This window comes from Prosthecobacter gellanilyticus (assembly GCF_007992435.1).
Classification (GTDB): domain Bacteria; phylum Verrucomicrobiota; class Verrucomicrobiia; order Verrucomicrobiales; family Verrucomicrobiaceae; genus Prosthecobacter; species Prosthecobacter gellanilyticus.
Genome location: NZ_BKAG01000018.1, coordinates 42,721 through 56,041, shown reverse-complemented (window position 1 = coordinate 56,041; position 13,321 = coordinate 42,721). Strand labels below are relative to the sequence as shown.

Annotated in this window: 3 protein-coding genes; 2 read left to right on the top strand and 1 reads right to left on the bottom strand. The window is 56.6% G+C overall.

Annotation, left to right across the window (positions count from 1 at the left end):
- Positions 1-547 precede the first annotated feature (547 nt).
- Positions 548-1,441 carry a CHAD domain-containing protein gene (locus BGE01nite_RS13865; protein ID WP_146851073.1) on the bottom strand — a complete coding sequence of 298 codons (894 nt, stop codon included), beginning with the start codon at positions 1,439-1,441 and terminating at the stop codon, positions 548-550.
- A gap of 560 nt (positions 1,442-2,001) precedes the next feature.
- Here BGE01nite_RS13865 and BGE01nite_RS13860 point away from each other — a divergent pair.
- Entirely contained in the window at positions 2,002-12,690 is a 10,689-nt protein-coding gene (locus tag BGE01nite_RS13860) for an RHS repeat-associated core domain-containing protein (RefSeq protein WP_170266781.1), read from the top strand.
- The gene (locus BGE01nite_RS13855; RefSeq protein ID WP_146851071.1) at positions 12,662-13,315 is read left to right on the top strand and encodes a hypothetical protein; all 654 of its coding nucleotides are present in this window, start codon (positions 12,662-12,664) and stop codon (positions 13,313-13,315) included. The genes BGE01nite_RS13860 and BGE01nite_RS13855 overlap by 29 nt, the downstream gene beginning before the upstream one ends.
- The last annotated feature ends 6 nt before the right edge of the window (positions 13,316-13,321 follow it).

The following is a 13,321-nucleotide window of genomic DNA, read 5'->3' as shown; positions in this document are numbered from 1 at the left end:
CTGATATTCGGTCCGTGACGGACGATGGCTGTGCCTGTCCCGGTATCTGCCTGCGCAGTTGCTAAGGCGGAGAGTATTATTACTAAAGCGAAAGAAACCGTGGGGAGCGATAGCAGTTTATACATATTTAGGTATTTTCTGTTTTGATCCGAAAGACCTCAAACAGTCAACTGCCACCGCGTGTCAATTTTGAGAAAATAGCTAACTTGAGACCTAGCCTGATGGTTTGTTGTTAATTTTATGGCATAAGCAGTTGTTCTACGACCTTGTGGCGATGGCGCGACTGTGGGCTTGCCGGTGAATCGCCAGCGGCCATGAGAGGGTGACAGTCTCATAGTATGGAGCGGGTGAGATCATCGGGGTATGTCTGCGAGCGTTCGCCGCAGTGACATTTTGATGGCTGCGGCTGAGCCGAAGATAAGCTCGGAAGCGCTCATCCAGGCAGTCCAAGAAACGCAGTCCCGACCACGGCACACTACCAGCCGTGCACGTTTCACTCAAAACAACAACCTGTCATACTGCTCAGTCGCGATCCGAGCATCAACACTCATGGGCTTGATCGCCACTTCTCCCAATGATCTAAAATGAGATCTGCAAAGGCTCGAGGTTTCGGCGCCAGAAGGCTGGTCGCGAGACGAAGCGCGGCGCGTTGTGATCGCGTCCGAAGCGCGGCGATTGCCCTTTCGAGGTTAGCCCAGTCGACTGAGTGGGGTAGGGGAGTTTCATCGCGCGCCGTCAGCAGTTCTGCTAGGTCGTGATCGTCGCCCAGGGTGTCACCAAGATCGCGGAACTTCTGGGTCAATGCCTCGATCTGCGGTAGATGATCGCCTCCTAGCAGTTGCAGATGATACCTCACATCCTTGATGCGTTTGCGCAGGGTGTGAAGATGATCGTCGGTTAGGTCAAGTTGCGCCGTTGCCAGTGCACGGCGGGCCTTCTTGAAGGCGCTCTTCAATCCATCCCTCAATGAGCTGGCTTCGAGCTCCTGCACCGGCCAGTCGTCGACGCGGCAAATCGCGTGCTCGATGTCAGCTGCCACGTGACGGTTCCAGTGGTTCGTTCCGCTTTCATCCAGCACTTCCTGCAGCCGGGCATTCATCGCCTCATGGATATAGTCGAACGCCGCGCGATGTGACCTTGAGCGAGCGATCAGTTTCTGGATGGTCTGCACGCGCACGTGAGCGTCCCGAATGGATGCCATGCGCTGGGCCGTTTCACGCAACGCGGCATTCTCCCGCTTGTAGAAAGCATCACCCATGGCGGGACGAATCAACCGGATCAGAGCGCGGACTCTCTTGAGGTGCTTGCGGGCCTCATGCACTGCCGTGTCGCTACCGCGCTCATCGAGGGTCAACATCTCCTTCAGCCCCCCTTCGAGCGCCTTCCGCGCCACACGACGCACCTCATGGGAGATGGATTGCTTTCGAAGACGATAGCTCATGATGAGTCAGTTCAGATGACCCTCCCCGAAACGGGCAGAATGGCTACGCCCCTCAAGACACAAGGGTCTCAGCTCTTCCTTCGCCCGCCGAAGACTGATGGGGCCAAAAATCATGGTGGAACTAGCGTTTTGACTGCTGTGTTTCACGTTTCCAAACAAGGACACCAGGAAAGATCCGAAAAGCCCTCGTTATGGCTGATGAGCTCCACTTGTCAGGTGTTTCGAAACCTCGCTTGAAAGTTCTGATCACATTTAACTCGATCAGGATCAGGCTGTTGGGTTCTAAGGATAACTCGCTAATCGTTGTTAGGTATCTCAGAGAGGATAGAAACACGTTGGCGACTAGTTCACACTTGTTGACAGCGGGACAATATAATCATGTTGAAGTGTTCAAACGAATTTCTTACAGTGAAAATTAAACAAGTAATTTACTAGCAACCCAAACCCGCCGTCTTTAAAAACGCATTTTCTGTCATACGTATATGCAAAGTTATCGCCCTATTCTTGCTCGTTTCCGTAATCGCTGGACCCAGGCTCTCCAATTGGTGGCCATGCTTTGCATGATTCTTCAGCCTCTGACCGTCAATTCCTACTGGTCGGACATCGATAACGACGGTGATAAAGACTGGGTGCAGGATCCCTCACCCGAGGATTCGTGGTGGGAGGAAGATGGTGATGGTGATCAGATGACCAATGCTGAAGAGGCGCTCTTCGGCTCAGATCCCTACCGCATCGATTCCGATTTCGATGGCCTTACCGACCGCGACGAGCGTGATCTAACCCCACCGATGATCGATGGGGTGACTTCCACGAATCCATGGCTTTGGGACAGCGATTCAGACGGCTACTCCGACCACGACGAGTTCTACCACTGGCTTCACTCCACGCCTTTCAATGTCAACTATTCCAGCCTACCTTCCGGCTTCACCTTCGCGAGTTACTATGATGCGGACGGCGACAGCCTTCCCAATCTGGCGGACGCCCTTCCATTTGACCGTGACAATGACGGCATGATGGATCACGAAGACTCGTGGCCGGATGATCCGAATAACATCCAGGATGACGATGGGGATGGAGTGGCGAACGAACTGGACAGCCACCCGACTGACTCCGGCCTCCAGTCCGACTGGGACAATGACGGGCACAATCTCGGAGACGACACGCACCCCGAAAACTCCTACCTCTGGAGTGACTCGGACGGGGATGGATATAACTCAGAAAACGATTCCCACCCAGCCAACTCCAGTCTGTGGAGTGACTGGAACCAAGATGGAGACAACAACAACAATGACGGGGACGAAGACGGAACCGCGGACGGCTCTGACTCTCATCCCCACAATCCAGCCTTCTGGGACGACTGGGATGGCGATGGGTGGTCGGGCGGGAGCACTCAGTATGGAGACAGTCACCCGTCTGATTCCAACCTTTGGAGTGACTGGGATAACAATGGAACGAACAATGACGAAGATGTCGACCAGGATAACGTGCTTAACGCCGAGGACAGCCACCCAACGGATCAATATCTTTACACCGACTGGAATGGTGACGGGGACAACTCCTCTGATGACTGGGATGAGGATGGAAATCTCAATTCCAATGACTCACACCCTAAAGATGCAAACCTCTGGTGTGACTGGGACTATAACGGCACCAATGACCCAGGCAGCCTTGATGACGATGGTGACAGCTGGATCAACTCCAATGACAGTCATCCGGAGAACAGCGGGCTTTGGAGTGACTGGAACGACAACACCACCAACAACGACACCGATGGCGACGAAGATGGCCACGCCAACGAGTCGGACTCCCACCCCCGCAATCCAAACCTGTGGTGTGACTGGAACAATGACAGCAACAATGACCCCGAGTCGCTAGACTCAGACAGCGACGGACACTCTGATGCCAATGACAGCCATCCGGCAGACTACTCTCTCTGGAGCGACTGGGATGGCAACTACCTGAACAACGACAGCGATGGCGACGAGGACGGCCAGGCCAACGGAGCTGACTCCCATCCCCGCAACGCGGCCCTGTGGTGTGACTGGAACAATGACGGCACCAACGACCCCGAAAGCCTGGACACCGATACTGACGGCTATTCAGATGCCAACGACAGCCATCCTCAGGTCAACTATCTCTGGAGTGACTGGAACAACGATGGGGACAATAATGAAGACGATGGCGATGAAGATGGTTATGCCAACGGATCAGACACTCACCCCCGCAACCAGGGGCTGTGGGTTGATTTCAATGGTGACGGAACCAACGACGCTGAGCTGGTGGACACCGATTTCGACAGCTGGCTGGACATCAATGACAGCCACCCCTACAGCAACAGTTACTGGAGTGACTGGAACGGCGATGGAGACAACAATGACAGCGACGGGGATGAAGACAACATCCCCAATGAGCAGGACAGCGACCCCCGTGATCCCAGCCTCTGGTCTGACTGGAACAGCGACGGTGACAACAGTGACGATGACTATGACGAGGACGGATGGGCCAATGCCAGCGATTCCCATCCCTATGATCCATCCTGGTGGACTGACTGGGATAACAATGGCATCAATGACAACTCGGACGTGGACGGGGACAGCCATCTCAACGATGACGACAGCCACCCCACGAACAACAGCCTGTGGAGTGACTGGAACGGCGATGGAGACAACAACGACACCGACGGTGATGAGGACACCGTCGCAGATATTTACGATTCCCATCCGCGAAACGCAGCTCGCTGGGATGACATGGATGATGACGGCTATAATATCGGCGAGGACAGCCATCCTGAAGACGGCACCCTGTGGGAAGACTTTGACAACAATGGCTGGAATGACTCCGTGCAGAACGCGGACGATGACGGCGATGGTTTAACCAACTATCAGGAAACCGTCACCCACAACACCAATCGTTACCTGGTGGATACGGACGGTGACTACCTCACCGACTATGAGGAGTTGATGATCTTCGCCACCAATCCTCTGGCCATCCGCACCACCCCCGGCCAGACGGAAGTCGACTTCTACTACGTGCAGAGCACGCAGAGCACGGCCTTTGAAGACGATGACGATGACCAAATCCCCAACGCCGTCGAACGCTGGTTCGGCCTGAACCCGAACGATCCGGCGGATGCCTCGGGCATCATCGGCGGAGGTGCGCTGACAAACCTTCAGCGCTACCAGCAGGGCATCTCCCTGCTGGACGGCCTGAGCATCCTGGACACGGATGGGGACGGCATCACCAATGCCATGGAAGACTACTACAACGTGATGTCCCCCGGCTCGCTGAACAAACTGCGCTTCAATGACGCGGTGGAAGATCCGGACAGTGATGGCGTGAATAACTATGATGAGGTACGCAGCGGTCTGAACCTGCTGAACGCCCATTCCATCACCGGCAGCGAAGACTACACCGTCTTCGTGCAGCGCATGAATCTGGCGCATGTGGTCAAAGGCACCGGTGATGGCGACGCGGATAATGACACCATCCCGGACTTCTGGGAGCACCGCTACCGCACCCTCACCCATACAGCCGCAGACGGCATGGACCTGCACAATGCCCTCGATGCTGCCGGCAACCTGGATGGAGACATCTTTAGCAACCTCGTTGAATACCAAACTTGGCGCCATCCTCTGGTAGTGGATCCCAGCGGTGCCGTTCCTGCACCGACTAGCCCTGCGGATCCTCACATCAATAGCGGCACAGCCCCGCCACTGCACCTCCAGCCGTCCACATCTCCGGGGACTTCAAATTCGGGAGATTTCAATTTTGTTCATTTGGGATCGAGCGACTCTAACAATGAGGATCCCCCTCCCGAGGGTGTGCAATGGCGTTATCGTATCGTTGAAAGAGACAAAAACTATAATGTTCTGGGCAACCCTCAGTGGCGAATTGCGAGGGGACCTGTGGAGGCATCGCTCGATAGTTTGCCTACCCAATGCGAGGCCGTCATCCCAATCGAAAGTGTGAGTCCCATTACTGAGAACCAAACGAAGTGTGGATGTCAACATGGCACGACCGACCGTTTCGTGGCAATCAACGGTGCCAATGGGTACCAGTGGCTCGGCATCAACTACACCATGCAGAACCCACCTCTCTCTATGACGCAGAACTACTGTGACAATGCCTATGCCAAAACGTGGTCTAAGGAAGTGGAGATTTACATCAGCCGCCAGGTTGCAAATCCCAATGCAATCGTCAGAGGCTTCTCCGCTGAGGGGCGTTTTTCAAGTTTCTCCGCTGATTTCATTTGGACCTCTGAATTGGAGATTTCTTCAAACGCAACAGGCGAACCGGCAGGGGCTTCCTTTCACCGGCATGATCTGCTTCACCAAGGAGCTTTCGTGATCCTGACGCCCGACTTTGGAGACGCTGAGGATGCTCCGCCGTCTCCCTTTTCAGTCGGAGATGCCGCCGGTCCTCGTTACCGCAAAGTGGGCCTGAATGGCATTCCGATGCCTGACTCCAAACCTCAGGTGCAAAATGAAAATGGTGAGGAAGAAGAGGAGACGTATATTGACGCTTTCTCCGCCCAGCTGCGCCACTCGGTGAGTGACGTGTATGTGACTGACGAGGCCACCTTGCTGCCGCTGACCGTCAGGCGTGATGTGGCATCTGATGCTTGGAACGACCGTCACGGCTTGCGCCCGGATGAGCGGCCTAACCAACCCTTCGGTCCGGGCTGGCAGTCAAACATTTGCAGCCATGTGCGCTTTGATTACACGGATGATACCATCACCGCCAACGTGGTGGATGAGTCTGGAGGCAGCCAGCGCTTCCTGAACGGTGGCGGGGCACTGTGGCATCATGACGGTCAGGAAGCACGGGATATGAAAAGCTTCATGAACCGCCTGACCACGGACAACCCCACCTTCCCGGTGTTGGACAACATGATTTACACTGTCTACAACAACATCAAACTGGTCAAAAAATTCGGCACCGTTTGCGAATATCAGACCATCAACCCGGGCGGCACCGGAGGGTTCAGGCAGCTCTATCGCGGAGACCGCATCAAAGGAGACGGCGGTTACACCACCCATCTCTATGCCCGCCTGACCAAGGTGACGGACCGCATGGGCAACGTGCTGCTCTACGAATATCCGCCAAACTCTTCCACCCTCATTCCATCACGCATCCATGACCCGGCCCGGGCAGGGCATCAGATCCTTATCCAGGAGGATGGCGGTCGCGTGATAAGAGTGCGCGGTCCTGGTGGGGATACCATCACCTATGAGTATGGCAACCTTGCGGGAGAACTGCCTGCTGACGGTGCCTCTGGGGTCCTGCTTCGCGTGAAGAAAAACGCCGGCGGGACGGACATGGTCCAGTATGGCTACTTCATGAACACCGTGCACGTGAATGGGCGTACGGACACCATCGTCACCGAGAACGAGGTGATAGATCCGCTCGTCGACAAGCCCGTCCGTTATACGAATCTGGAACTGGCTTCCATCATGGACGAGCGCGGCGGAATCTACAGCTTCACCTATCAGCCAAACTATTCCGTAGCCAGTTGGGGCGGGGATTCAATGGTCACCGCCTGGGGGCAGCCAATGTTCCTGACGGATGTGACATCGCCGCTCATCGGCACGACCCATATCGATGTAACGGATCATGGAGGAATTCCCTTTGGCAAGGACAATCCCCGCCTCTCCATGGGGTCTAGTAACTTTTCTCCACCCGGAGTCCGAGTGCGGATCCTGCCCGCTGGAGCACAGAAACCGTATTTCTATGTGTTCTCGGATCCTGAGGTGATTCCTTTGATCGGCTCATCCACACAGACCGATCACTCGACGATGGGTTACAAGAAGATGGTCATCACCACACCCGACAAAGTTCAGGGGACTGCTCCAGACTATGCGCCAGCGGATTCCGGCGTGGAAACCTATTTCTACGACTACCTGGAGAATCGTGCGGAACATGACTCTACCAACAGCATGGTCTTGACCTGTGTGAGAGATCGCAACGGTCGTGACACCGTCTTTGAGTATGGTGATTCCCCCCCCGACATGGATTACCCTTATGATGATCCGACCCGGGAGACGAGCACATCTGGCGGGCACACGATCACCAAGACCATGGTCTATGATTCGGAAACGCGCATTCTAAAAAGCACCACGGTCTCCAGGAGTTCTGCGGCCAATGATGCCGTCATCACGGAGTATCAGGTGGACGGCCTGGGCCGTCGAATCGCGGAAACGGTGAAGGGTGTGAATGGCAGCAGCATCTCAGGAGGCAGGAAGCAGACCTTCCTCCACGGCTACGTGGATGAAAATGGCGTGCCTGATGCGAACGTGCTCCTGCCGGGTTTTGTGCGTGAGCAGCGTTTGACGACTCCCCAGGTCCGCCCGACCACGGATGGCCCAACCAACACTGTGCCCATGGAGAGCCAGGTGCCCGAAGTGGTGACGAAGCGCAGCACGGAACCCAAGCCTGCGGATGATGACGTCAATCCCGCCTGGTGGCGCACCATCAGTGAGACCGTGCAGATCCATGGAGAAAACTCCACCACCACGACCTGGAGTGACTTCAATGGCAACAAGCGCATGGTGCGGGATCCGCGCGGGCACATCACCACCTTTGACTATGATGCACGGCACCGCCTTATCCGAGTCACGCATCCGGATGATTCCTTCAAAGCTCTGGCCTATGACGCGCATGGAAATCTGATCCAGGAGACGGACGAACTCGGCACCGCCACCTTCCATGTCTATGATGCGCTGAACCGGCGCATCAAGACCACGCTGGACCTGAACCGCAATGGTGTGCCGGATGCGCGCTACACTAGCGTGGTGAACGCGGATGTCACGGCACCGCTCACATCGCCCGCCAGCTCACCTTACAATGGGGACTTGGTCACGGAGACGAGCTACAATCGGTTCAACCTGCCTGACACCATCACGGACGGGCGCGGGGTGGTCACAAAGCTGGAGTATGACCTGCTGGGCCGCCTGACGAAAAAAACGGTGAACTGGCGCGAGACACCCTCCACCACCGATCCCGCCCAGGTGACGACCTATGAGTATAAGGCAACGGGCATCAATGGCGGCCTTGAGGCTGGAAGCAGTGTCTTTGACATCAGTGGATTTAGACCCGTGCGTGTCACGGATCCACGAGGTTTCAAGACCTCCTTCGTGTATGACGGCCACTACCGGCAGGTGCAAGAGATCCGGCCTGACGCGGATTTGCCTGGGGGCTTGAACGTCAGCATCATCCACAAGACCTACGACGACCTCGGCCAGGTGATTAAGATCACCGAGCCTTGCGCGCCCGGCGCCTCCCAGGCTCATCAGGACTACGGTGCCACATTGACCAGCTATGATGCTCTGGGGAATGCCCGTCTGGTGACTCTTCCAGATGGCAAGACGGTCGAGACACACTACGCTCCCGCTGGCAAGCCCTGGAAAGCCAAAGATGAGTTCGGCCTGTGGACGTTCATGGAGTATAACTCCGCCGGGCTGCCCGTGAAGAGCACGGTGCAGGTGAGCACCACGAACAGCGCCCTCAATCCCGTGACGCAGACCGTCTATGATCTGTCAGGGAATCCTACGACGATCACCAATCCGTTAGGCCATGAGACCCGCCAGATCCATGACGGGCGCAATCGTCTGGTGATGACGGTGCTGCCGCCGGTGATGGATGCTTCTTCCACCTCCACGGCTCCTGTGCATCCGGTGACCCAGACTACCTATGACAGGCTGGGGCGTGTGATTGCTGTCACAGATCCGCTCGGCGCGGTGACCAGCAGTGTCTATGATCCCGCAGGCCGTGTGATCGCCAGCTTTGACGCACTGAACCAGCGCAGCCGCATGAGATATGACGCGGCGGGCCAGGTGCTGAGCACAACGAACGCGCTGAACCAGACCACAAGCAATGTTTACAGTTCGTTAGGCTTCCTGACCAGCACCACGGACGCGGCGGGGATCGTCAATGAGTTCAGCTATGATGTGAATGGCAACCGCATGTCAGTTAAGGACGGGCGTGGTGGCACGACCACGTTTTCCTACGATGCCTTTGGGCGTGTGATCCGCGAGAAGTTCGCCGATGGCACGGAGTGGTTCTCTTCTTATCAGGCCGGTGTCTCGGGCGATGTTCCTGAGCGGTATTTAGACCTGACCTGGAAGGGCAGCATTTCAGCCCGTAACGTGGGCATGATCTACGACAAGCGTCACCGCCTGGTCACTAGGAATGCGGTGAACGAGGATCCGGCCAACGGCGGGAACAGAACTTCCACCCTGACTTACACGGACGGTCGTCTGACCTCGGTAACGGACACAGGTCTCAGCGGAGCCATGCCTGGCGCGGGGATTGCAGAGAACTGGAATTCTTACGCCGGTTCCGCTTACACCTATGATATCTTGGGCCGCTTGGCGAGCGAGACATCCCTGAGCCAGACGCATGTGCACGAGTACGACCTAGCGGGTAACCGCAGCAAGACGACCCTGAAGTGCGGAGCCGTGACGCGGGTGATCACGACGAGCCATGATGCGCTTGGCCGCCCCTACATCATCACGGACAACAACGGTACCACGGCCACCACGACAGACGACCGGCACACGCTCTATGGCTATGATCTGGCAGGGCGCGCGGTCACCTTGGAGGAGAAGATCGGCACGCAGACGGTGAACCGAACGGAGAACGGTCATGACCTTATCGGGAGGTTGAAGACGCGCGCGCTCAGCTCTGGCAGCACGACCTTGGCAGCCTTCAGTTGGGAGCATGACGAGTTGGGCCGGGTGACGCATCAGCAGGAAAGCTGGGCAGCCTCAGCAGGCGGCAGCGCGGCAAGATCTCGTGCGACGACAATGAGCTATGACCTGGCGGGCCGTCTGAATGTGGAGACGATCGCGGAAAGCGGTGAAGCCAGCGTGAGCACGACCTATAGCTACGATGCGTCCAACAATCGCACCGGTAAGCTTATCGTCGGAGGATCTGAGGCTGGGAACACGGTGTGCCAGTTCAACGCGGCCAACCAATTGGTTAGGACAGACAAGACGTTCACAGGCGGAGCTCCGTCGGAGGTGATCACCTACACCTATGATCCTTTTGGCAACCGGAAGCAGAGCAGCCGAGTGGTGGGCAGTGGAGCCGCGCAGGAGACACTCTACCGTTGGGATGCGCTGGACAAGCTGGTGGGGGTGCAGATGCCGGATATGAAAGCCTACACGTACACCTATGACTATCGGAGTCGTCGTGTGGCGATCGGCCAGGATGATGCGGGTGGGCAGCCAAGCAAGTTTACCGCTGTGATCTTCAGTGGCGGGCTGAGCGTGGCGGAGTTCGTGACCCACGACTCTACGGGCAACATCGCCACAGGCCGCCATCCGGCGGTGCAGTATATCCGGGGACCGGACATGGGCGGGGGCGTGGGCGGGCTTCTCTACACCGTGCGCAATCCGCTGAATGCGAGCACAGGCCTGCCAACAGCCCCGAACGGGCAGAACCCGGTGACCCAGCGCTACAACCTGAGCAACGGTCGCGGAGACATCGTGGCACAGAGTGACAGCAGCGGAGCGCTGACCTGGACCACAAGCTACGAAGCCTTCGGTAAACGCACGAAGGAGACCGGCGCGAACGCGGACAAGCAGCGCGCCAACACGAAGGACGAGGATCCAACGGGACTGCTCAATGAAGGGTTCCGGTATCGTGACATCGAGACGGGAGTGTGGCTAAGCCGTGACCCGGCGGGCTTTGTGGACGGCCCAAACCTCTATGCCTATGTCCAACAAAACCCTTGGACGAAGTTCGATCCTGAAGGGTTGTTCTGGGGGGCAATCATTGGCGCAGGCGTTGATCTGTTTGTTCAGACAGTTATCGAAGGCAATAGCCTCAAGAACGTAAACTATGCTCGCGTTGCTGGGGCTGCGGCTATTGGTCTTGTTACAGGTGGCGCGTCCGCATTTGTTGCAAGAGCTGCAATTACGGCGAGTGCAAAGGTGGCAGCCGTCGCAGCCATCGGCGCTGCCGCAGGTGTGGCAGGGAATGCCAACTCAAATATCGCCAACGGCAATGAGTGGCACGAAGGATGGAAGGGAGCAGCAGTAGGTGGTGCTCTGGGAGGTGTAGCAGGAGATGCAGCGGGACGATTAGTTGGCTGTGCTGCTGGAGTTGTCACCAAGGCAGTCGCGGGTGCAGCGACGGGTGGAACGGTGGCCGCTGGCGAGCAAATCGTCTCCAACGTGGTGAACGGTGAACACTGGAGCAATGGAGCTGGGACAGCCTTCGGCATTGGCGCTGCCACGGGTGGCATAGCGGGGGCGTATTCGAAGACCTGCTTCCTTCCTGGAACCAGGGTGCTGACCACAGATGGTGAACAGGCTATTGAAACTGTTCATGTCGGCATGCGTGCTTGCACGCCAGACTCGATCAGCAGCGGTCAAACCTCAACCCAGGTCGATCCTGCCAGTTGGCGCGAGTTCCGCGTGCAGTTCCGTGACGCGGAAAGCGGAGAGAACGACATCTGGAATGTGACATTGCTGCGTCCGATGCAGTGGCTTCAGGAGAACAGTCGAAAAGAAGGCAGGCAGGTCTGGATCAAGTTCGATGAACTGAAAGCCGAAGGCTGGGCCGATGTGGTCGAAATTCTGCCCTGCCCTACGCTGCATGGAGGCAAAGGCCGCGTCATCACAGGCACCGTGACGCACCAGAACAACATCGTGCGCAGTTTGACGCTGTCCTCCGGTGAAACTCTTGGAGTCACCGCCCCGCATCGAATGTTCTCCGCCGAGCGCAACGACTGGGTTCCTGTGTCCGAACTGCGCACTGGTGAAATGCTCCGCACGGACAAAGGCACCGTGAGCGTTGCCGCCGTCACCGCCAATCCCGGAATCCATCAGGTTTACAACGTCGAGGTGGAGTCGGAGCACTGTTACTTTGTCGGTGAGACCCACACGCTGACACATAACACATATGCGCAAATGCAATTTGGCAACAAAGTGCATTATGATAGCCGCAATGGTGGAACGGGTACGGCGCTGCCGACCGCTCTTGATATCCGTTATCCACAAACAGTATTTAGGCACACGCCCCGTGGTCAAAGGGGGGCAGATGTTGAAATCGTCGGTGGCATTCACCCATCCGACCAGACGGTTTATCCGGGTTCAACCTGGGGTCCGGCCAATAATTACGCCGACTTCAAGCCCGATACGGCAAATGGGCGAAAAACAGTGGCAAGGGAGATTAGGAGCGGCAAATTACCGAAAGATACAGAGGCATTACATTATGACCCCACCACAGGAGCACTTCGTTAAGCCCGATTTCCAGGCGCTCGCAGCAACAGATTCCGATCGCAAGTTTGACCTTCGCAACAAGCTCTTTGCGCTCATGATTCTGGATGAGCATCATGATGCTCTGATTGTTGCCGAGCGACTTGTGTTTGGATTTGGTGGAACCTCAAGTATGGAATATCTGCTGCTGGGAATGCTGAAATGGTTTCTAAATGAAGACCCGGACGCGCCCTATGCGGACTGGCTTCGCGGCAACCAGGCTCAGTATCAGGACTTGGCTGGCGGGATGGACGTGTGGTTGGTGTGGCATCTGCATGCAAAGGTCTTTGGGCCAGACCAGCGGATGAAGGAATCCACTCGCGAATTGAGACGAATAGGGAAATCCGGCAAGGGGAAGGTGTTTCCAGGGGTGCTTGCAAATGTGGTGCTTGGCAACTTTTCGGGAGACCTGCCCTATTCACCGAGTTCGATAATCCAGCGCCGTGAGGAGGTTTCATCCTTGATCGCGAAGCTGGCCCAAGCAGCCGAGATCGACTTCCCCAACGTGAGCCAGTTGCTGGATGGCATGGTGTATGACGGGTATCTCCTGGCAGAGTATCACTACATGCGCTTGTGTTGTCAGAGGGTGATGGCTGGCGGGCCTAGATAGAAAGAC